The following is a 21,850-nucleotide window of genomic DNA, read 5'->3' on the forward strand; positions in this document are numbered from 1 at the left end:
GGTTTAATTACATTTATTTTTGAACTAAATTCACGAGCCATAGAATAGTATCAGACACGTAATTACGGAGGGTGATTACATATATTCATATAAATTATCTTTAAAGGGAATATATAATGAAAAGAAAAGTTCTGGCAATTCTTGTACCCGCATTATTAATGGCTGGCGCGGCAAACGCGGCTGAAATGTATAACAAAGACGGCAATAAAGTTGACCTGTACGGCAAGGTTGACGCGCGTCATACCTTCTCCGACAACGCGGGCGACGACGGCGACGAAACCTACGTGCAGATTGGTTTCAAAGGCGAAACACAGATTACCCGCGATCTGGTCGGTTACGGTCAGTGGGAATATAAAACCTACGCAAATGATACCGAAGACGCCGGGGATACCTCTTTCAACCGTCTGGCCTATGCGGGCCTGAAATATGGCGAATACGGTTCATTTGATTATGGCCGTAATTACGGCGTCGTGTATGACGTTGAAGCCTGGACCGATATGCTGCCGGTATTTGGTGGCGATTCCTACACCTGGACTGACAACTATATGGTTGGCCGTACCAACGGTGTTGCGACCTACCGTAATAATGATTTCTTCGGTCTGGTTGATGGCCTGAACTTCGCGCTGCAGTATCAGGGTGCTAACGAAGGCGCAAACGCTAACGAAGATCAGGAAGGCACCAAAAACGGTCACGACGACGTACGCTTCCAGAACGGCGACGGCTTCGGTATGTCTACCACCTATGACTTCGACTTCGGTCTGACGCTGGGTGCGGCGTATTCTTCCTCTGACCGTACCAACGATCAGGTTGCTTATGGTGCGGGCAACTATAACCGCTTCAGCAAATACGCAGGCGGTGACCGTGCAGACGCATGGACCGTTGGCGCAAAATATGATGCTCAAGGCGTCTACCTGGCGATGATGTACGCGGAAACCCGCAACATGACGCCGTACGGCAGCGACGGCATCGCCAACAAAACGCAGAACTTTGAAGCCGTAGCGCAATACCAGTTTGACTTCGGTCTGCGTCCATCCCTGGCGTGGGTCTATTCAAAAGGCATCGATCTGGGCGGTAACGATTATCACCCACGCAATGGCTATGACTATGTAGACCAGGATCTGGTTAACTACATCGACCTGGGCATGACCTACAACTTCAACAAGAACTTCTCCACCTACGTTGATTATAAAATCAACCTGCTGGACGAAGATGACGCCTTCTACAATGACAACGGTATTGCAACCGATGACATTGTTGGCATCGGCATGATCTACCAGTTCTAATCCCTGAAAATACTAAAGCCCGCATTTGCGGGCTTTTTTGTTTCAAGGGGCACTATTTTACGGCGCTTCCTGCAGCGCCACGCGGATAAACCCGTTATTCTGCACCAGCAGCTCATGGGCTTTCCACGCATCAAGGCCTGTCAGCACCATCAATACCGCGGTTTTACAGTGATGGTTACAGCTCTCCAGCGCGGCTTTTGCCTGCGCCCGGGTGCATCCCCCCGCTTCCATCACAATGGCGATTTGCCGTTCAGCCCATTTGGTATTGCTTGCCTCAAGATCCACGCGCAGGTTGCTGTAAACGCGCCCGGTGCGAACGGCCAGAGCGGTGGTAATCATCGAGAGGATCATTTTTTGCGCGATCCCCGCCCTGGTATTGCGATACCCGGCAACCACATCAGCCCCAAGCTCTGGGGCAATTACCATGCTTGCCAGCTGTGCTGCTTCACTTTGTGCATCACCGGTGATGACCGCAACCGGCGCTCCCAACGACCACGCATGCCGCATTGCCCCCCAGACCCACGGCGTTTTTCCGCTGACGGTCACGGCAAGCATCATATCGTGCTCATCAAATTTAATGGCCTGCAGATCAGCCACCCCGCGCTCGTAGCTCCCATCCCCCTCTTCTGCCGTCACGGCAAATACCGGCGTTTTACCCGGCGCATACTCATCTGCAGCCTGTTGTGCGATGCAGCCTGACGGGCCCGCGCCGACAATCACCAGACGGCCGCCGTGGTTGAGCGCCGAGGCGGCGTTATCCACCACGCGGGTGATTGTCGTTAAGCAGGGGGTTATTGCAGCAGAAATGCGTGCATCTTCCTCGTGGATAACCTTCAGCATGTCCAGCGTGGACAATCTATCTATATTCATCGTGCTGGCGTGCCGTCTTTCCTTGACTGAACCGGTAAGCGTAATGCTCATAAACAGCCTCCTTATTATGAGTACCCACACACTATAAAGTGTTTTATATAGATGACCTGCGAGTGGGGTCACGAAAAGAAGAGTAAATCGACGCTTTTACATGGCTTTAAGAAAAGCCCATCATCAGCGATAATCACTCCCTTTCTTAATCATCGCGGAGTGTTGATGAGCGATCTGCAGCCTTTCCCTCTGACGCGCAAGCGCCCCATGAAACTGTACACGCTGGTCACGTTGATGGTGTCCGCGATTATCGCCTCGGTGTTGCTGGTAGTTTTTGCGCTCTATTCCGTGCAGATCACCCGGGCGACCCGCGATGATGTAAAAGATACCGCTCTGGGCATCGCCCGCACGCTGGCCGACAGCCCGGAGATCCAGCGCGGCCTGATGCAGTCGCCTCAGGCCGACATCATTCAGCCCATCGCCAAAGCCGTCACCCAACGCAACGATCTGCTGCTTACCGTGGTGACCGACATGCGGGGGATTCGCTACTCGCACCCGAACGAGGCGCTCATCGGCCTGCATTTTATCGGCAACGATCTGGAACCCGCGCTGGAAGGCAAAGAGAATGTCTCGGTTAACCGCGGCGCCCTCGCCGAGGCGCTTCGCGTTTTCACGCCGGTCTATGACAGCCAGCACGATCAGATCGGGGTCGTCGTGGTCGGGATCTCCCTCAAAAAGGTGGAAGACCAGATAGCCCGCGGGCGGCTCAACGCGCTCTGGACGATTTTGTTCAGCATCTTTATGAGTTCGATGGCGATTTGGGGTCTGGTACGGGTCCTGAAACGCATTCTTTTCGGGCTCGAACCCTATGAAATCTCCGCCCTGTTCGAACAGCGCCAGGCGATGCTGCAGTCGCTTCGCGAAGGTGTGCTGGCCGTCGATATTCACGGCCGCGTGACGATGATTAACCACGCTGCCAGAGAGATATTACTTCTTCCCTCCGGCAAGCAGACCGAAAACACCAGCGAGCCGCTGCTGGCAAGCCTGCGTGAGGTATCGAAAACCGGGATTGCGCGTCAGGATCAGGAGATCAGCTGCAACGGACGACTGCTGCTCTGCAACATGGTGCCGGTCAAAAGCCAGAATCGGGTGATCGGGGCTATCAGCACCTTCCGCGATAAAACGGAAATCAGCCAGCTGATGCAGCGTATCGATGGCATGGTCAACTACGTCGACGCCCTGCGCAGCCACACGCACGAGTTTATGAATAAACTGCATGTGATCCTCGGCCTGCTGCACATGAAGCGCTACGACAAGCTGGAGGAGTACATCATCCAGACGGCGCATAATTACCAGACGGACATTGGCACGATCCAGAGCAAGGTAAAGTCCCCGGTCGTTGCCGGGTTCCTGCTGGGTAAAATCAACCGGGCGAAAGAGGCCGGCGTCACCCTGACCCTGGCGGATGAAAGCCTGATACCGGATACCGGCAGTGAAGAGCAGGTTGCGGTGCTGATCACCGCGCTGGGTAACTTAATCGAAAACGCGCTCGACGCGATGGCAGGACAGCAGGAAGGCGAGATTGGCCTGCTGCTGCATTATCAGAATGGCTGGCTCAGCTGCGAAGTCAGCGACGACGGCCCCGGCATTGATCCCACTCAGCTGGAGGCTATTTTTACTAAGGGGTTCTCAACAAAAGGTGAAAACCGCGGCGTTGGGCTGTTCCTTGCTCGCCAGCAGATCCAGAACCTGGGCGGCGATATTACCGTCGAGTCTGAGCCTGGCGTATTTACCCAATTTTTTGTTCACATCCCCTGGGATAGCGAGAGGAATATCGCGTGATAAATGTATTAATTGTCGATGATGACGCCATGGTAGCCGACCTCAACCGTCTGTACGTCAACCGTGTTGAAGGCTTCAGCTGCTGCGGCGTCGCCTCCACGCTCAATCAGGCCAGGGCCTTTATCAATAACCCCAGCCAGCCTGTCGATCTGGTGCTGCTGGACGTCTACATGCAGCAGGATAACGGGCTGGATCTGCTGCCCGATATTCGCGCGTCAGGCCGCCCGATTGATGTGATTATGATCTCCTCGGCCGCCGATGCCGCCACGATCCAGACCTCCATCCACTACGGCGTGGTGGATTATCTGATAAAGCCGTTCCAGTTCCCGCGCTTTGAAGAGGCGCTGAACGGTTGGAAGGCAAAGCACAGCCTGATGGGCTCGCACCAGTATTACGAGCAGGCGGACGTCGACAGGCTGATCCACGGCGGCGCGCCGGAGCTGGCGGACACTAAAAAATTGCCGAAGGGGTTAACGCCGCAAACGCTGCGCACGATTTGCCAGTGGATTGATGGCCACCCGGAGACGGAATTTTCCACCGACGATCTGGCTAACGCAGTCAATATCTCCCGCGTCTCCTGCCGTAAGTACCTGATTTGGCTTGCGCAGATCAACATTCTGTTCACCAGCATTCACTACGGAGCCACCGGGCGTCCGGTGTATCGCTACCGCTTACAGCCGGAACAGATCGGGCTGCTCAAACAGTACTGCCAATAACGCGGTAGCTCTCGTCCAGAAGGGTAAAACGGAAGTGGTGCATCGAGGAGATCACCACTTCTTTTGTTTTGGTCACAAAGATAGCTTCAATATCGGGGCGCGCGCGCAGGGCGGCACAGCCCTTTTCTACCCCCATGCCGTACATCAGCGTGGTCCAGATGTCGCCGTCAATGGAGTCTTTTGAAATGATAGTGACGCTCTCCAGCTCGTTGTCGAGCGGATACCCGGTGCGCGGATCGAGAATATGGTGATAGCGCTTGCCGTTCTGCTCGAAGTAGCGCTCGTACGTTCCCGAGGTCACCACGGAGAGGTTCTCCACCGTCATCGCACCGATCAGCGCGTCACCGGCGAACGGTTTTTTTAGCCCCACGCTCCAGCCCCCTTCCGGCGAGCCTAACGTCTGGATGTTTCCGCCGAGGTTGATCAGCCCCAGCTCAGCGCCCTCTTTGCGCAGGTAGTCCCGCACCCGGTCAGCGATATAGCCTTTGGCGATGGCCCCCAGATCAATCTCCATCCCCGCTCTGGTCAGAAACACGCTGGTCTGCGCCTCATCAAGGATGACCTCCTCGGGCCGGGTTATCGCCAGCAGGGACGCAATGTCATCGGCAGGCGGAACGCTGTCTCCCTGAAAGCCAATCTTCCAGCGCTTCACCAGCGGGCCGATCGCCAGGTTAAACGCGCTATCTTTTAGCATGCTTGCCGCTTTGGCACAGCGGATCAGTTCAAACACCGGACGACTGACGGCAACCGGATGCTGGCCCGCCGCATGGTTGATGTCCATCACCTGCGAATGCGCCCGGTTAACGGTGAGGAGATCTTCGTACTGTTTGATCAGGCGGAAAACGCGGGACGCGAGGGCTTCGTCATGGGAGAAGAGCTTCAGGAGAATGGGCGAGCCCATCAGAACGGCGGAGTAGCTGTAAACGCGATGGCTATCAGGCATTGCATGTGTCCTCAGATGTAGCCCCGGCAGGCACCGCGCCGCCGGGGAGACAGGAGCCTTACGTTCTTTTTGAGCGCATCGCCGCCTGATGTCCTGCAAGGGTACCAAAAATAATGATATCCGCCACCGCGTTACCGCCGATACGGTTGCCGCCGTGGATCCCCCCGACCACTTCACCCGCCGCAAACGCCCCCGGCAGTACGTTGTGGTTGCTGTCCAGCACGCAGGTTTCGGTGTTGATGGTCACGCCGCCCATGGTGTGGTGCACGCCTGGCGCAATCTGAATAGCGTAGAAAGGCCCTTCGTTGATAGGCGCACGCAGCGCGGTGGTACGACCAAAATCGTCATCGTGCTGTTTTTCAACGAAACCGTTGTAACGTTCCAGGGTCGCGAGGAAAGCGTGGTGATCCATACCGAGCGCTTCCGCCAGCGCTTTTGGCGAGCTGGCGCTGGTCACGAAGCCTTTCGCAATGTACTCATCCGCGGCTTTGTTTTTGGCACGTACGTGCTCGTCAAAGACGATGTACGCGTATTTCTCCGGCAGCGCGATGATTGACGCCGAGACTTTATCGCGGGTCGACATTTCGTTGTAGAAGCGCTCCCCTTTCTGGTTGACCAGAATCGCCCCGCCCCCGCGGATGGACTCGGAAATCAGGTACGAGGTGTTCTGCTCAACCGTTGGGTGAATTTGGATTTCGCCCATATCCACGGTGCCCGCCCCGATGCGCTCCAGCAGCGCGATGCCGCCGCCGGTTGCCCCTTTGTGGTTGGTGGTGACGAACCCTTCCAGATCCGGACGGTATTTGACGACCATCTGGCTGTTGGCGCTGAAGCCGCCCGTCGCCACGATCACGCTTTTCGCTGCCACGGTGACGGTTTCGTTCTCTTCAGTGGTCAGGCGAACCCCGGTCACTTCACCGTTTTCGAAGATGATGTCGCTGACGGAGGTATCCAGCACCACCTCGATGTTGCGTTTGTTGACGTTACGCACCAGGCCGCTGATCAGGTAGCCCCCCACCGCAGAGCCGTCTTTTGGACGGTGAGTACGGTCGATGCTCATCCCACCGGTGGTGGTGATGTCGTTCAGCATGATGCCGCGCGTTGCCAGCCACTCAATCGCCTGCGGCGCGTTCTCGACAAAGCGGCGCAGCAGTTCAGGGTTGTTCTTGTTGCCGCCGCCTTTCAGGCTTTCCTGGTAGAACAGCTCTTTGCTGTCCTGAATGCCCTTCACGCGCTGGAAGCGGGTTTCGGCGGCATTCATCCCGGCAGAGGCTTTAATGGTGTTCCCGCCGATGGTTGGCATCTTCTCAACAATCAGCACGCTCGCGCCTTCGTCGTGAGCCTGAATCGCCGCCGCCAGACCGGCGCCGCCGCTGCCGACTACCACCACGTCCACGCTGCGGGTTTCGTTCGGGTCCACGCCCTCTTCCGCTGCCAGCGCTTTGCTGGATTTCAGCATCGCTTTAGAGACCGCTTTCTTCACCGCTTCACTCTGGCTGGTTGCACCGGTGATGGCATCCACGTGCGGGGTATTGGCGTCCAGAATGCGGGTACGGATCTCTTCAAAGCTGGTGACGAACTCAACGTCATCGCTCGGGCCGGAGGCCAGCTCGATGTCCGCAATGCGGTCAGTCTCCAGACTGACGTTAATCACCAGCTCGTTCGCGTCGTCCTGCACCTTCTCGGTGAACATGCCCGGTTTGAATTTCGATTCGCCCATGCTCATGTCGCGGATCATCGCTTCCACCAGCGAGAAGCGCCACAGCGGTTCAGGAATGCTCAGTTCCTCGCGTTTGGTGCTGTCCATAAACAGCTCAAGGCTTTCACCCGCCGCGATGCGGTCGGTCCAGTCCGGGTAGGCAATGGTGGCGCGGCCAACGGCAATCAGGTCGTAACCGTGGTCCAGCGCTTCATTCACGTCTGACGCATTCACCACGCCGCCCACGCCCATCACCGGAACCTGCGCCAGGGTTTCAGAGCGCATCGCGCAGTATTTTTCGATCAGCGGCGTCGGGTCCTGGGTGTCGACAATGGACGGACGCAGGGTCGCGCCGACGGAGAAGTGCAGGTAATCCACGCCGCGCGCCGCCAGTTTTTCCAGCAGGTACATGGTGTCTTCAAAGCGGATGCCCGGCACTTCCAGCTCTTCAGGGGAGAAGCGGTAGCCAATAATAAACGCGTCGTCCGCGTACTGGCGCACCATTTTGTGGGTGATGTCCAGCACCGCCAGCGGGAACTTCGCGCGATTGTCGCGGCTGCCGCCCCACTCGTCGTCTCGCTGGTTAGAATTTGGAGAGTAGAACTGCTGAATCAGGTAGGTGTTCGCCCCGTGGATTTCCACGCCGTCAAAACCGGCCTGGATGGCGCGGCGCACGGCTTCACCAAACTTGCCGATCATGCCTTCCACTTCTTCGGCGGTCAGGGCAACCGGCGTTGCGGCACCGTCACGCGGCGCGGCTACGGCGCTTGGGCCAACCGGGGTACGGCCACCGATCAGTTTCGGATCAACCATGCGGCCACCGTGGTAGATCTGCAGCAGGGCCTTAGATCCTTTGGATTTAATGGCCTCGGCGATTTTCGCCAGCCCGGCGATTTTCTCGTCGTTATCAATACCAATTGCCCCCGGGAAGGCAAGGCCGAGATCGTCGACGAAGCAGCACTCCACGATGATGGTGCCAATGCTGCCGGAACGGGCCCGATAGTACTCCACCAGCTCGCTGGTGACGGTGCCGTCATAATAGCCGGTACAGGTGGTCATAGGGGCCATTAACAAACGGTTTTTCAGTTCAGTGCCATTCGGTAATGTGAAGGGGCTAAGAATGCGTTCGTTAGTGCTCATAATAGAAACTCCAAACTTTTAAAAATTGAGAATTCGTTATCGGATTGATTTTTTTATTTCGTCGTTTTTTGCCGATGTCATGATATTAATATAATGATTTTTTTAGTTTCTAAAGTTATTACGTTAGTTAAAAAACTATTTAATCCCTGTGATAACACTAATAATACATTGGTGTTAGCGATTGTCATTCAGGCATTCACAATATTTTAAAATACGTTAAATAAAAAATGGTAAAACCATTATACCAAAAACCAAAAACACCCTTTAAAATCAACTAAATAGTAATTATTAAAAATTCAAATTGTTACAGAAATGATAAAATCAACCCACAAAAAAGATAATAACCACATACGCCAGAGTGGTTATTAATAAAAGCATAAAAATAACGCTGCAATTCTGTTTTTTTGATCTCGATCAATAGTCATGGCATTTAAAAGCGCAATATAAAAACATCATCATTTTTTAATTTAACGCACACAAAAAAGCGTTAAATCGCTATTACTGAAAATACAAAAACGCACCTTTAATAACTAAAAAAAGCAAAGAAACTTAAGAAAGCAATTTTGACTTTTCAGTGCGACCGAATTTTTGACAACTTAAGACGTGAAACTATGAATACAAAAACTGCTGTAACGCCCCCTGTGGCGAACCAGGCATCAAATGGAAACGCAAAACGTCTGCTGATGATGGCACTGCCCGTCATCGTCGCCGTACTGCTGCTGTTTGTTCCCGTTCCTGAAGGGCTGCCGCCTTACGCGTGGCACTACTTCGCCATCTTCGTCGGCGTGATCGTCGGTCTTATCTTCGAACCCCTGCCGGGCGCGGTGATCGGCCTGACCGGCGTCGTCGCCATTGCCCTGTGCAGCCAGTGGGTGCTGTTCAGCCCTGAACAGCTGGCTGACCCAAAATTTAAGCTGGCGGGCGCCTCCTTTAAGTGGGCAGTGAGCGGGTTTGGTAACTCCACCGTCTGGCTGATTTTCGGTGCCTTTATGTTTGCCGCGGGCTACGACAAAACCCGCTTCGGCCGCCGTCTGGCGCTGATTCTGGTGAAGTATCTTGGCCGTCGCAGCCTGACGCTCGGTTACGCGATTACGTTTGCGGACCTGCTGCTGGCACCGTTCACTCCGTCCAATACCGCGCGCAGCGGTGGGACCATCTACCCGATCATCGCTAACCTGCCGCCGCTGTACGGTTCAAAACCCAACGACCCAAGCGCGCGTAAGATTGGTTCTTACCTGATGTGGGTGGCGATCACCGCGGCCTGTATCACCAGCTCAATGTTCCTCTCCGCCCTCGCGCCGAACCTGCTGGCCCTGGCGCTGGTGAAAAGTACGGTTGGGATCGACATCTCCTGGGGGACCTGGTTCCTCGCCTTCCTGCCGCTGGGCATCCTGCTGATCCTGACCATGCCGCTGCTGGCCTACTGGTTCTACCCGCCAGAAGTGAAGGTGAACAACGAAGTGCCGCTGTGGGCGACCCGTGAACTGGAAAAACTGGGCAAACTGTCGCGCAATGAGATCCTTCTGCTGGTGTTCGTATGCTGCGCGCTGCTGATGTGGATCTTCGCCGCCGCGTGGATTGAACCCGCGATGGCGGCCCTGCTTATCGTCGGCCTGATGCTGTGGACCGGCGTGCTGGAGTGGAACGACATCACCGGCAACAAAGCGGCGTGGAACACCTTCGTCTGGTTCGCCACCCTGGTGGCGCTGGCGGATGGCCTCTCCTCTACCGGCTTTATCAGCTGGTTAGGTAAAGAAGGCGGCCTGCTGATGAGCGGTATCTCTCCGGGCGTGGCGACCATCGTCCTGCTGCTGGCGTTCTACCTGCTGCACTACCTGTTTGCCAGCACCACCGCGCATACCACGGCGCTGCTGCCAGCGATGCTGACCATCGCCTCCACCATTCCGGGCATGAATATGGAAGTGTTCGTTCTGCTGATGGTGACCTCGCTGGGTGTGATGGGGATTATCACCCCGTACGGCACTGGCCCAAGCCCGATTTACTACGGTAGCGGCTACCTGCCAACCAAAGACTACTGGCGCCTCGGCACCATCTTCGGTGCCATCTTCCTGGCGGCCCTGCTGCTGATTGGCTACCCGTGGATGTCCATGATGTTCTGATTCCTGACCGCCGGACTTCTCCTCCGGCGGTTTTATTTTTGTGGAGCAATACTATGTCGAATAAACCGTTTTTTTATCAGAACCCCTTCCCTCTTTCGCATGACGACACCGAATACTACCTGCTGACCAACGAGCACGTCTCCGTTGCCGAATTCGACGGCCAGGAAGTGCTGAAGGTGGACCCCGAGGCCCTGACCCTGCTGGCGCAGCAGGCCTTCCACGACGCCGCATTTATGCTGCGTCCTTCCCACCAGAAGCAGGTCGCCGCCATTCTTAACGACCCGGAAGCGAGTCAAAACGATAAGTACGTGGCCCTGCAGTTCCTGCGCAACTCTGAAATCGCCGCCAAGGGCGTGCTGCCAACCTGCCAGGATACCGGCACGGCAATCATTATGGGTAAGAAAGGCCAGCGCGTCTGGACCGGCGGCGGTGACGAAGCGGCCCTGAGCCAGGGCGTGTATAACACCTATATTGAAGATAACCTGCGCTACTCGCAGAATGCGGCGCTGGATATGTATAAAGAGGTGAATACCGGCACTAACCTGCCCGCACAGATTGACCTCTACAGCGTCGACGGTGACGAGTATAAATTCCTGTGCATGGCGAAGGGCGGCGGCTCTGCCAACAAAACCTATCTCTACCAGGAAACCAAAGCGCTGATTACCCCGGCGAAGCTGAAAAACTACCTGGTTGAGAAGATGCGTACCCTAGGGACCGCAGCCTGCCCGCCGTACCATATCGCGTTTGTTATCGGCGGCACCTCAGCGGAAGCCACGCTGAAAACCGTGAAGCTCGCCTCCACCCGCTACTACGACGCGCTGCCAACCGAAGGCAACGAGCACGGCCAGGCGTTCCGCGACGTTCAGCTCGAACAGGAACTGCTCCAGGAAGCACAGAACCTCGGCCTCGGCGCGCAGTTCGGCGGGAAATACTTCGCCCACGATATCCGCGTGATCCGCCTGCCACGCCACGGTGCCTCCTGCCCAATCGGCATGGGGGTCTCCTGCTCCGCCGACCGTAACATCAAGGCGAAAATCAACCGCGACGGGATCTGGATTGAGAAGCTTGAGCACAACCCGGGTCAGTATATTCCGGAGTCACTGCGCCAGCAGGGCGAAGGCGACGTGGTGAGCATCAACCTGAACAAGCCGATGAACGAGATCCTGGCCCAGCTTTCCGCGCATCCGGTCTCTACCCGCCTGTCGCTGAACGGCACCATTATCGTGGCGCGCGACATTGCCCACGCGAAGCTTAAAGAGCTGCTGGATAACGGCGAAGCGCTGCCGCAGTACGTCAAAGATCATCCGATTTACTATGCGGGTCCGGCAAAAACCCCGGAAGGCTACGCGTCTGGCTCACTCGGCCCGACCACGGCGGGACGCATGGACTCGTATGTCGACCTGCTGCAATCCCACGGCGCGAGCATGATCATGCTGGCGAAAGGCAACCGCAGCCAGCAGGTGACCGACGCCTGCCATAAGCACGGCGGCTTCTACCTGGGCAGCATCGGCGGCCCGGCGGCGGTGCTGGCGCAAAACAGCATCAAGAGCCTGGAGTGTGTGGCCTATCCTGAGTTGGGTATGGAAGCGATCTGGAAAATTGAGGTGGAGAACTTCCCGGCGTTTATTCTGGTGGATGATAAAGGCAACGACTTCTTCCAGCAGATTCAGAACAAGCAGTGCAAAGGCTGTTCACAGCGCTGAGTGCTTCCATACGTCCGGCAGGAGCGACAGCGTTTCAGCGATCGTGCTGCGCTTGTCGCTCCCCGGCTTCCAGATGGTGACCATCGTCTGACCAATCCCCTGGCTGCCCACTTCGGTGTGCAGCCTTTTTACGTTTTGCCACTGACCGGCATGAAAATGCGTCGGTAAGAATCCCCAGCCGCAGCCGCGCTCCAGCAGACCGCGCAGCATCTCCGGTTCGTTGGTAAAGAGAGTATGCCCGGAGATCTGCAGGCGGCGCGCCACCGGCTCGTCCGAGGCGGGGTGCATGACGACCTGGGGCACCAGGGAGAGATCGAGCAGCGACAGTGGGGAAGCACTGTCCGCAAACAGCCCGCGGGCGGCATAAAAATCCATATCAATGGCGCCGAGGGCGCGCCACTCCATATCATTGCCCACGCTGCGGTTGCGCGCCTGGCAGATGGCCAGATCCGCGTCGTTGTTCGCCAGCAGCCGTTCCGATTCATCCCGAGAGGTGCAGATAAGGCTCAGCCGGATGTTTCGCGCGGCCATTTCAGCAATCACCCCGTGCAGAAAGGCTCTGGGCGTAAAAGGATCGTAGGCCAGCGTCAGGTCCTGCGTGGCACCGTGCGGCACCTCTCTGGCAAACGCCTCAAAGGCTTTTACCTGCCGCATCAGCAGGTGCGCCTGGCGCTGAAGCTGTTCCCCTTCGGGCGTGAGCCGCAGGGTGCGGCCGTCGCGAATAAACAGTGCGTAGCCCAAGCCATCCTCAAGAAAATCAACCAGATCGCGAAGCGTCGTGCGGTCTTTCTTCAGCGCCACCGCGGCTTTACTCAGGCCCCCGTTCTCGGCCACGGCGGTAAATGCCTCGAGCTGTGCAAAAGAGCAAATCAGTCCCGCCACGCTACGCTCCTTCTGTTTTATAGGGGGATTTTCCCCCACTACGCGTTTTTTATTATAGCCCCCGGGTTTTTAAACTGAAGCCGTTCTTAACCTGAAAGAGACGGATATGAAAAACAGAAAAGTAAACCATGCCTTGCTGGCGGGACTTGTCTTCAGCACCCTGCTCTCCCCTGCGGCAGTGGCCGCCTGTAAAGGCACCGACCTTAGCGCCTGCCCTGCCCCCTTTGACGCCGCGCTGCCGGACACCCATAAGATGCTCACCTGGAGTCAGGCCGACCGCGTGGTGGGCTTTCGCAATGACTACCGCAACTACGCCGGGGATGTTTTCCGCCACGGTAGCGCCGTGGCGCTGGAAATGTCGGATAAGCCGCTCACTGACGCCTGGTATCAGGTCAACGGCAGGCGCTACGGCCTTCAGGAGTACCTTAAACGCCAGAACGTCAGCGGCATGCTGGTGCTGAAGGACGGCAAAATCGCCTGGAAGTACCTTGAAGAGGGCAATACCGACTCCACGCTCTGGACCTCGCGCTCGGTTGGGAAATCGGTGGTATCGGCGCTGGTGGGCGTGGCCCTCAAAGAGGGAAAAATTCACTCGCTCGATGACCTGGTCACGCGGTATGAACCCGACCTGAAAGGCACCGCGTGGGATGGCGTGACGCTTAAGCAGCTTATCACCCATACCTCCGGCGTGGCGTGGAACGAGGATTACACCAACCCTAAATCCGACTTCGCGCAGCTCACCGAGTGCGAGGCGAAGCCGGGTACCTATGACTGCGTGCGCAAGCTGGTGAAGGGGTTACGCAGGGCGCACCCGGCCGGAGAGAGCTGGTCTTACTCTTCGGGCGGCGCCTGGCTGCTGGGTGACGTGCTGGAGCGGGCCACCGGCATGACGCTGGCGGCCTATCTGGAGAAAAGCATCTGGCAGCCTTACGGCATGGCGAGCGACGGCGTGTGGCATGCCTACAGCAAAGGCCAGCATGACGTTGGCGCGCACGGCTTTAACGCCACACTGGAGGACTGGGGGCGCTTCGGGCAATTTATCCTGAGCAACGGTACGCTGCCGAACGGTAAGACCATTCTGCCGGAAAACTGGATTCGGCAGTCGTCAGACTGGACGAAGGCCAAAGGCTCGGTCTCTGACGCCCATCCCGTAGGGCTTTACGGCTATCAGTGGTGGAACAACGAAGTGCCCGCCAACGCCACGGGCGAAGAGCCGACGGCCCAGGATTCGCTGAAAGGTTCACTCTGGGCGCTGGGCATTTTCGGGCAGATGATTATGGTGAACCCGAAGGAAAATCTGGTCATCGTCCAGTGGTCTACCTGGCCGCAGGCGGAACCGTCCTTCAGCGCCCAGCCGCTGGAAGCCTCTCTGATGTTTAGCGCGATTGCCAGGGCGCTGCGCTAAATGGCCTCCGCCGGGTAACGACGCGGTTACCCGGCTCATTCTAAAACGCGCCCCTGCGCTACATCACAAAATCGCAATATCAGAGACTTACAGAATGTTGGTGAATAAAAAGCCAATATTTTGTTAAGTTATTGTTGCCATTAATTGTATTTATTCGCCGGATTATATTCATGCAAGAAATGCATCAGTCGATGCAGCATTTGCGCTTATCTAATTCCTCATCCTGATCCAGTTTTCAGAAACAGACGCGTAAAACGTCAACAATAAACTGGAGATAACCATGTTTTCCTCAACCTCACCTGCAACCGTACGCTCTAAGGCGGGCGCGATACTTCGCGTGACGTCCGGCAACTTTCTTGAACAATTCGATTTCTTTCTTTTCGGCTTCTACGCCACCTACATCGCCCACACGTTCTTCCCGGCGAGCAGTGAATTTGCGTCGCTGATGATGACCTTCGCGGTCTTCGGCGCGGGCTTCTTGATGCGTCCAGTCGGGGCCATTGTGCTGGGGGCTTATATTGACAAGGTCGGTCGCCGCAAAGGGCTGATCGTGACGCTTTCCATCATGGCGGCAGGCACCTTCCTGATCGTGCTGATCCCGTCCTATCAAAGCATCGGGCTTTGGGCACCGTTGCTGGTACTGACGGGCCGTCTGCTGCAGGGCTTTTCCGCCGGCGCGGAGCTTGGAGGCGTCTCGGTCTATCTCGCTGAAATCGCCACACCGGGCCGCAAAGGGTTCTATACCAGCTGGCAGTCCGGCAGTCAGCAGGTTGCCATTATGGTCGCAGCGGCGATGGGCTTTGCCCTGAACGCGCTGATGGAAGAGAGCGCCATTCGTGAATGGGGCTGGCGCATCCCGTTCCTGTTCGGCTGTTTAATCGTGCCGTTTATCTTTTTCCTGCGCCGCAAGCTGGAGGAGACGGAAGAGTTCAGCGCGCGCCGCCATCATCTGGAGATGCGTCAGGTCTTTAAAACGCTGCTTGGCAACTGGCAGGTGGTGGTCGCGGGCATGCTGATGGTGGCGATGACCACCACCGCGTTCTACCTGATCACCGTCTACGCGCCAACCTTCGGCAAAAAAGTGCTGATGCTGAGCGCCTCGGACAGCCTGCTGGTCACGCTGCTGGTGGCGATCTCTAACTTCATCTGGCTGCCGGTGGGCGGCGCGCTGTCGGACCGCTTTGGGCGTAAACCGGTGCTGATTGCCATGACCCTGCTGGCGCTGGCCAGCAGCTATCCGGCCCTGACGCTGCTGGCTGATGCGCCAAGCTTCTCCATGATGCTGAGCGTCCTGCTGTGGCTCTCCTTCCTGTACGGGCTGTATAACGGTGCGATGATCCCAGCGCTGACGGAAATTATGCCCGCTGAAGTCCGCGTGGCAGGGTTCTCTCTGGCTTACAGCCTCGCAACGGCGATCTTCGGCGGCTTTACCCCGGTGATGTCCACCGCGCTGATTGAATACACCGGTGACAAAGCCTCGCCGGGCTACTGGATGAGCTTCGCCGCGGTGTGTGCCCTGCTGGCAACCCTCTACCTCTACCGTCGTCGCGCGGTTTCGGTGCAAAACACCGTTAAGTCGCAGGAGGCCGCATGACTCGCACTTCTCGTTATGCCGCCACCGCGCTGATGCTGACGTTCCTGAGCGCCAATGCCTGCGCTCAGGAGGTGAAAGTGATGATTTCAGGCGGTTTCAGAGCCGCCCTTGAAAAGCTGGCACCGGAATATGAACGCCAGACCGGCGATACCATCGTGATTATTCCCGGTCCGTCAATGGGCGCTACGCCGCAGGCGATCCCAAACCGGCTCGCGCGCGGCGAGAAAGCCGACGTGGTGATTATGGTGGGCGATGCGCTGGCGAAGCTCGAAAAAACCAGCCAGACCCAGCCGGGTTCGCGAACGGAACTTGCGGACTCTCCCGTCGGAATGGTGGTGAAAAAAGGGGCGGATGTCCCTGATATCAGCAGCGAGGCGACGCTACGTAACGCGCTGCTTCAGGCCAGCTCCATCGCCTATTCAGACAGCGCCAGCGGCAGGTATGTCAGCCAGACGTTGTTTAAAAAGCTGGGGATTGAAAAGGAGGCGGCGGCTAAAGCAACGATGATCGAACGCATTCCGGTTGCTTCGGAAGTGGCAAAAGGGAAATACGCCGTGGGCTTCCAGCAGGTGAGCGAGCTGCTGCCGGTTCAGGGCGTCACTTTTATCGGTAAAATCCCGGATAATCTGCAGTACATCACGCGCTTCGCAGGCGCGGTCACCCGTCACGCTGAACATCCTGACGAGGGGAAAGCGCTGCTGACCTATCTCGCCTCACCGCCCTCGCGTGCCGTCATCGAGAAGACGGGGATGATCCCCGTTACGTCCGGCGATACCGCTCGGTGATCTCTTTTTCCAGTTCAGCCGCGATATAAGACTGGATGCGCCCCCGGCGCCGGATAAGCCCCACGGTGCGTTTCACTTCCGGCGCCACCAGTGGCAGATGCGTCAGCGGCGTGTACTCTGACGTCGGCATCGACATGGCGGGAACGGCGGCAATGCCGATCCCCGCCTCAACCATACCGAGCATCGTGGTGACGTGGCGCGTTTCGCAGACGCTGGGGCGCTCGGGAATGATATCCCCCAGCATCCGATCCAGCAGGTTGCGGTTCCCCGACGTTTTATCGAGGGAGATATAGTCCTGCTGGTAAAACGCCTGCCAGGTCAGGTGGCTCTTCTGCGCCAGCGGGTGGTCCTTTCTGCACGCCACAACGTAGACATCCTCCACCAGCGGGAAAAATTCAATTTCAGACGGCAAGTTTCCCGCAAAGCAGATGCCAAAATCCGCCTGGCTTCGGGCCACGGCGTCAATCACATTCCCCGCGCTGCTGTCGATGAGCTTAATGCGAACGCGCGGAAAGCGGGACTGAAAGCGACGGATCACATCAGGCATAAAATAACAGGCGGCGGAAGGTACCGCGGCGACCGTAATCAGCCCCGTCCGCTCTTCACTGGCCTTATCGACATCCGCCAGCATTGATTCTACGTTGTCGAGCAACTGTGCTGAGCGTTCAGCAAAGTTTTGCCCGTATAACGTCAGGGCGACGCGGCGGGTGGTTCGGTCAAACAGCCTGGTTCCCAGCGCGGCTTCCAGCTTTTCGATCCTGCGGCTCAGCGCCGACTGGGATATGCAGATTGATTCAGCGGCGACACGGAAGTTACCGTATTCCACTAACGCCCTGAAGGCATAGAGATCGTTAAGGTCGAAATTCACGGGCATGCGTCTGGATGTCCTGTCAGGGAAAGCAACAAAGTCAAAAATAATAGCGTCTTATTGACCTTCCGCAACCGGCGCGGTGTTGAAATAGGTCAGAGGTCGTTGAGATTGAGGCGAATGCGCCCGGCCTGGTCAGCAATCGCCTGCCGTTCCTCTTCCTTCATATCCGCAAGCTGTTTATAGACAATGCCCAGGCGGGGATTGTTACCGAGGCGCGCCCGGTTGCGCGCAAAGAAATCCCAGTAGAGGGCATTGAACGGGCACGCCAGCTCTCCGGTGCGCTGGTTGTGCTGATACCGACATCCCTGACAGTAATTACTCATCTTATGAATGTAGGATGCGCTTGAGACATAGGGCTTACTGGCCAGTAACCCGCCATCGCCAAACTGGCTCATGCCGAGAGTATTGGGCAGCTCCACCCATTCAAACGCATCAATATAGACCCCCAGATACCACTCATGAACCGCCTGCGGCGACAGGCCGCTGAGCAGACTAAAGTTCCCGATCACCATCAGGCGCTGGATATGGTGGGCGTAAGCCTCGGTGAGCGATTGCCCAACGGCATGCGCCAGGCAGCGCATCTGCGTTTTGCCCGTCCAGAACCAGTCCGGCAGCGGGGCGTGCTGCTCCAGGGCATTCAGCTCGCGATAGCCCGGCATTTGCGACCAGTAGATCCCGCGCACGTACTCCCGCCAGCCGAGGATTTGTCGGATAAACCCTTCAACGGCAGGCAGCGGCGCGTGGCCAGAACGCCATGCCTGCTGGGCGGCGGCCACAACTTCCCGGGGATTAAGCATTTTGGTATTCAGCGCAAAAGAAATTAACGAATGAAAAAGAAAAGGTTCTTCCGCGTGCATCGCATCCTGCCAGTTTCCAAACTGCGGGAGCACGTGAGAAATAAACGCATCCAGACTGGCTTTGGCTTCCGAACGGTTGAGCGGCCAGCGAAAATTGTCGGCCTGCGGTTCGCCGAAGGTCTTTACGCCGCAGCGTTGGATCTCTGCCCACAAGGCTGAACGATCGTGGCGGGGGCGCGAGTCACCTGGCGCGGGCGGCTCGCCGGACCAGCGCTTGCGGTTTTCAGCATCATAATTCCACTTCCCCCCTTCCGGCTCGCCTTCAGAGGTCAAGAGAATCCCGTGCCGACGGCGCATTTCCCGATAAAAGTATTCCATTCGCCAGCTTTTACGCGACACAAAAAACGTGCTTACCGCGTCCCGGGGGGTGAAAAAATGCTCGCTGCTGACGCAGGCTGTTTCGACGGACGCTGTTTTCGCCCACGCCTGCAGCTGCTTATCGAGACGCCATTCGTCGGGCTCCTGCCACAATACCCTGTCGGCGCTGTAATGCGTAACAAGCGCGTTGAGATTGTCTTCCAGCGCGCCGCGGTTTGAACCGTCAGAGAGCCGGACATACCTTACCCGATGCCCTTTCTCTTTCAACGCTGAGGCAAACGCCCGCATGGCGGCGAAGATAGCGATAACTTTCTGGGCATGATGCAGCACGTATGCGGTTTCCGCCCGCAGCTCCAGCATCACGTAAATGACGTTCGGACTGCAGGTATCAAACCAGCTGTGATGCGGATTAAGCTGATCGCCCAGGATCAGGCGCAGCTCGGTCAACGGTGGCTCCTGCGGCAACGCTCGGAACAGTATTTAACCTCATCCCAGCATTTCGCCCATTTTTTGCGCCACGTCATGGGCCGCTGGCAGTGCACGCACAGCCGACTGGGCAGGTCCTGCTTGTTGCCTTTGAAATCGCTCATCTTTTCAATACCGTACTGATTTATTCACCCCACCTGCGGATAAAGGCTACGACAGACGTCACAAAATGAAGGTGATGCCTGCAAAGCGCTACCCACCGCTACGTACGAAATGATAGTTTATTCGGGCTGTAAGTGTTGCAATGATAACGTTCCCCTTTGTGTTCAAGTGACGAGTTTGCGAGCAAAGCGATGATTAAGTGGCCCTGGAAAACGAATGAGGCTGGCCGGGATATGGCGCTGCCGTGGGATGACGCGCTGGCGATCCCTGTTCTGGCGAATCTTAAGCCGGATGAACAATCGAAGCTGGTTCAGATGGCGGATCGTTTTTTGCAGCAAAAACGTCTGGTGCCGCTGCAGGGGTTCGAGCTTGATCCGCTGAAAAACGCCCGCATCGCCCTGCTTTTCTGCCTGCCGGTGCTGGAGCTCGGCATTGAGTGGCTGGACGGTTTTCATGAAGTGCTGATTTATCCTGCACCGTTCGTCGTCGATGACGAGTGGGAGGATGATATCGGGCTGGTACACAACCAGCGGGTGGTGCAGTCCGGACAAAGCTGGCAGCAGGGGCCAATTATCCTCAACTGGCTCGACATTCAGGACTCGTTCGACGCCTCAGGCTTTAATCTGATTATTCACGAGGTGGCGCATAAGCTTGATACCCGCAACGGGGATCGCGCCAGCGGCGTGCCTTTTATTCCGCTACGTGAAGTCGCAGGATGGGAGCACGACCTGCATGCGGCAATGGATAACATCCAGGATGAGATCGATCTGGTGGGCGAAAGCGCGGCCAGCATTGATGCCTATGCGGCAACTGACCCCGCCGAGTGCTTTGCAGTGCTCTCGGAGTACTTCTTCAGCGCCCCCGAACTCTTCGCGCCCCGTTTTCCGGCGCTGTGGCAGCGTTTCAGCCAGTTTTATCAGCAGGATCCGCTCCAGCGCCTGCGGCAAAATGAGGGCGCTGGCGGCCCTTCATCCCACCACGTCCATTAATTTTTTTCGACAGGGGTACGCTCGGTTAACCGTACCCCGATGCTCAGCGCTAAAAACAGCGCCGCCACGCCAAAGGCCGCCGTCGTTAAATACTGTTCGCCGAAAAAGCGCGTCACAACGGGCACCAGCAGCGCGCTGACGCCATAGCCCAGCGTGTGGCTGGTCGCAATAGCGCCCGCCCCCTTCCCCGTGGTCAGGCGATCGTTCAGCAGCAGCTGATAGCCCGGCGTTGCCATTGCCGCGCCGAGCGAAGTGATAGCAATCCCCACATAGAACAGCGCCAGTTCGGCGATACACATTAGCGCCAGCCCAGCCACCATCAGCACCGCCGCCATGCAAAGCAGGGTCAGCGGGCTGAAATGCTGCGGACGAACCACCAGGAACTGCGCCGCGAGCGTAGCCAGCGCGGCCAGGCTCAGCAGGAGCGCAACATGATGGCTGATATCCCGGGCGTTGCCGTCCAGCAAGGGGCTGAGGTGCGGTGACAGGCCGAGCTGCATCAGGCTCACCAGCGCCGCCAGCAGCATCGCCAGCAGCAGGAACGGCAGCATGGACATCTGCAGACGGGTCGCCTGGTGTGCCACTGGCGGCAGCGGCGGATCCGCCACCTCGCGCAGCACCAGCAGCAGAGCGATTAACGGCGCGATCGCCATCAGCCAGAGCGGCGCGACCGGGTTAACGCTGAGCATCAGCGCCGCCAGCGGAGGCCCCAGTAGGCGGCCGCAGCTTAGGCCGGAACTGATGGTTGCCAGCGCCGCCATGCGTTTATCCAGGCCCGCACGCTGAATGGCCCACGTCTGCGCGGCAGGCACCATGCCCGACACCGTCAGGCCATACAGCAGACGCGAGAGGATCAGCCCCGCCAGCCCCCAGGTGCTTTCCAGCCTCCCTGCCGCCATCGCCCAGACCACCAGCGCCATGACGCCAAAGCTGGCGAGATAGCCGCTGAGGGAGGCCACCATAACGACCTTACAGCCGCGGCGCTCGCTCTGGCGTCCCCACCAAGGGGACGCGGGTAAAAAAAGCATGGAGCCGAACATCAGCAGCCCGGCCCAGACCGAGAGTGAAAGTCCGGTCAGGGTCACCAGCTGCGGAAGCATGACCAGCAAACCGTTTTGCCCGATGCCCAGCAGGCCCGCGCAGAGCGCCAGGGGCCAGTTGGCTTTGGAGGTGATATTTTCGGTCAATGTTTCAGAATCAGCGCGCATGAGAATGTGAACATAGTGTCAATAAATGTGTGGAAATTATGAAGTT

Annotated in this window: 17 protein-coding genes; 9 read left to right on the top strand and 8 right to left on the bottom strand. The window is 57.3% G+C overall.

Annotation, left to right across the window (positions count from 1 at the left end; genetic code table 11):
• Positions 1 to 116: 116 nt before the first annotated feature.
• Positions 117 to 1,283 (top strand): porin OmpC, encoded by a 1,167-nt coding sequence (ompC, locus tag ACMWL8_RS03155; RefSeq protein ID WP_047367847.1) that lies wholly within the window; start codon positions 117 to 119, stop codon positions 1,281 to 1,283.
• A gap of 57 nt (positions 1,284 to 1,340) precedes the next feature.
• Here ompC and ACMWL8_RS03160 read toward each other — a convergent pair whose 3' ends face one another.
• Positions 1,341 to 2,204, bottom strand: a complete 864-nt coding sequence (locus ACMWL8_RS03160; protein WP_045260361.1) for an N-acetylmuramic acid 6-phosphate etherase — start codon at positions 2,202 to 2,204, stop codon at positions 1,341 to 1,343.
• Between the two features lie 165 nt (positions 2,205 to 2,369).
• Here ACMWL8_RS03160 and ACMWL8_RS03165 point away from each other — a divergent pair, with 165 nt between their 5' ends.
• Both ACMWL8_RS03165 and dcuR read left to right on the top strand, forming a co-directional pair.
• The gene (locus tag ACMWL8_RS03165) at positions 2,370 to 3,986 is read left to right on the top strand and encodes a sensor histidine kinase (protein ID WP_045260362.1); all 1,617 of its coding nucleotides are present in this window, start codon (positions 2,370 to 2,372) and stop codon (positions 3,984 to 3,986) included.
• A complete protein-coding gene (dcuR, locus tag ACMWL8_RS03170) occupies positions 3,983 to 4,702 on the top strand; it encodes a two-component system response regulator DcuR (RefSeq protein WP_028013719.1) in 720 nt (239 codons plus the stop codon). Before ACMWL8_RS03165 ends, dcuR begins: the two co-directional genes overlap by 4 nt.
• On the opposite strand, the gene ACMWL8_RS03175 is transcribed toward dcuR, so the two are convergent.
• Together ACMWL8_RS03175 and ACMWL8_RS03180 are read right to left on the bottom strand one after the other, a co-directional pair.
• Complete coding sequence (locus ACMWL8_RS03175) at positions 4,683 to 5,645, bottom strand: FAD:protein FMN transferase (RefSeq protein WP_028013720.1); 963 nt, start codon at positions 5,643 to 5,645, stop codon at positions 4,683 to 4,685. The genes dcuR and ACMWL8_RS03175 overlap by 20 nt on opposite strands.
• Before the next feature lie 58 nt (positions 5,646 to 5,703).
• Complete coding sequence (locus ACMWL8_RS03180; RefSeq protein ID WP_045260363.1) at positions 5,704 to 8,484, bottom strand: flavocytochrome c; 2,781 nt, start codon at positions 8,482 to 8,484, stop codon at positions 5,704 to 5,706.
• A gap of 611 nt (positions 8,485 to 9,095) precedes the next feature.
• On the opposite strand from ACMWL8_RS03180, the gene ACMWL8_RS03185 reads away from it, so the two are divergent.
• Positions 9,096 to 10,604 carry an anion permease gene (locus ACMWL8_RS03185; protein WP_023325580.1) on the top strand — a complete coding sequence of 503 codons (1,509 nt, stop codon included), beginning with the start codon at positions 9,096 to 9,098 and terminating at the stop codon, positions 10,602 to 10,604.
• 53 nt (positions 10,605 to 10,657) lie between these two features.
• Positions 10,658 to 12,307: a class I fumarate hydratase FumA gene (gene fumA, locus ACMWL8_RS03190; RefSeq protein WP_045260364.1), complete on the top strand. Its 1,650-nt coding sequence runs from the start codon at positions 10,658 to 10,660 to the stop codon at positions 12,305 to 12,307.
• Here the strand turns inward: fumA and ACMWL8_RS03195 are convergent.
• The gene (locus ACMWL8_RS03195; protein WP_045260365.1) at positions 12,296 to 13,189 is read right to left on the bottom strand and encodes a LysR family transcriptional regulator; all 894 of its coding nucleotides are present in this window, start codon (positions 13,187 to 13,189) and stop codon (positions 12,296 to 12,298) included. The genes fumA and ACMWL8_RS03195 overlap by 12 nt on opposite strands.
• A 106-nt stretch (positions 13,190 to 13,295) precedes the next feature.
• On the opposite strand from ACMWL8_RS03195, the gene ACMWL8_RS03200 reads away from it, so the two are divergent.
• The 3 genes from ACMWL8_RS03200 to ACMWL8_RS03210 all read left to right on the top strand — a co-directional run bounded on the left by ACMWL8_RS03200 (position 13,296) and on the right by ACMWL8_RS03210 (position 16,973).
• Positions 13,296 to 14,594, top strand: coding sequence for a serine hydrolase domain-containing protein (locus ACMWL8_RS03200; RefSeq protein WP_045260366.1), 1,299 nt, complete (start codon positions 13,296 to 13,298; stop codon positions 14,592 to 14,594).
• Between the two features lie 280 nt (positions 14,595 to 14,874).
• On the top strand, positions 14,875 to 16,188 hold the full coding sequence (locus ACMWL8_RS03205) for an MFS transporter (protein WP_045260367.1): 1,314 nt from the start codon (positions 14,875 to 14,877) through the stop codon (positions 16,186 to 16,188).
• On the top strand, positions 16,185 to 16,973 hold the full coding sequence (locus ACMWL8_RS03210) for a substrate-binding domain-containing protein (RefSeq protein ID WP_045260368.1): 789 nt from the start codon (positions 16,185 to 16,187) through the stop codon (positions 16,971 to 16,973). The genes ACMWL8_RS03205 and ACMWL8_RS03210 overlap by 4 nt, the downstream gene beginning before the upstream one ends.
• On the opposite strand, the gene ACMWL8_RS03215 is transcribed toward ACMWL8_RS03210, so the two are convergent.
• From ACMWL8_RS03215 to ACMWL8_RS03225, 3 genes are all read right to left on the bottom strand, one after another.
• Positions 16,948 to 17,847, bottom strand: coding sequence for a LysR family transcriptional regulator (locus ACMWL8_RS03215; RefSeq protein ID WP_028013727.1), 900 nt, complete (start codon positions 17,845 to 17,847; stop codon positions 16,948 to 16,950). The two genes, ACMWL8_RS03210 and ACMWL8_RS03215, sit on opposite strands and share 26 nt — an antisense overlap.
• Before the next feature lie 89 nt (positions 17,848 to 17,936).
• Positions 17,937 to 19,466 carry a cryptochrome/photolyase family protein gene (locus ACMWL8_RS03220; protein ID WP_052682979.1) on the bottom strand — a complete coding sequence of 510 codons (1,530 nt, stop codon included), beginning with the start codon at positions 19,464 to 19,466 and terminating at the stop codon, positions 17,937 to 17,939.
• Complete coding sequence (locus tag ACMWL8_RS03225; protein ID WP_072001212.1) at positions 19,463 to 19,609, bottom strand: DUF2256 domain-containing protein; 147 nt, start codon at positions 19,607 to 19,609, stop codon at positions 19,463 to 19,465. The genes ACMWL8_RS03220 and ACMWL8_RS03225 overlap by 4 nt, the downstream gene beginning before the upstream one ends.
• 189 nt (positions 19,610 to 19,798) lie before the next feature.
• Between ACMWL8_RS03225 and mtfA the strand changes: the two genes are divergently transcribed.
• Positions 19,799 to 20,596 (top strand): DgsA anti-repressor MtfA, encoded by a 798-nt coding sequence (gene mtfA / locus ACMWL8_RS03230; RefSeq protein ID WP_045260370.1) that lies wholly within the window; start codon positions 19,799 to 19,801, stop codon positions 20,594 to 20,596.
• On the opposite strand, the gene ACMWL8_RS03235 is transcribed toward mtfA, so the two are convergent.
• Positions 20,593 to 21,804: an MFS transporter gene (locus ACMWL8_RS03235; protein ID WP_041909217.1), complete on the bottom strand. Its 1,212-nt coding sequence runs from the start codon at positions 21,802 to 21,804 to the stop codon at positions 20,593 to 20,595. The genes mtfA and ACMWL8_RS03235 overlap by 4 nt on opposite strands.
• Positions 21,805 to 21,850: the final 46 nt, after the last annotated feature.

Origin of the sequence: Enterobacter sp. 04-C-12-SI-ECC (assembly GCF_047530715.1) — a bacterium.
GTDB lineage: Bacteria > Pseudomonadota > Gammaproteobacteria > Enterobacterales > Enterobacteriaceae > Enterobacter > Enterobacter bugandensis.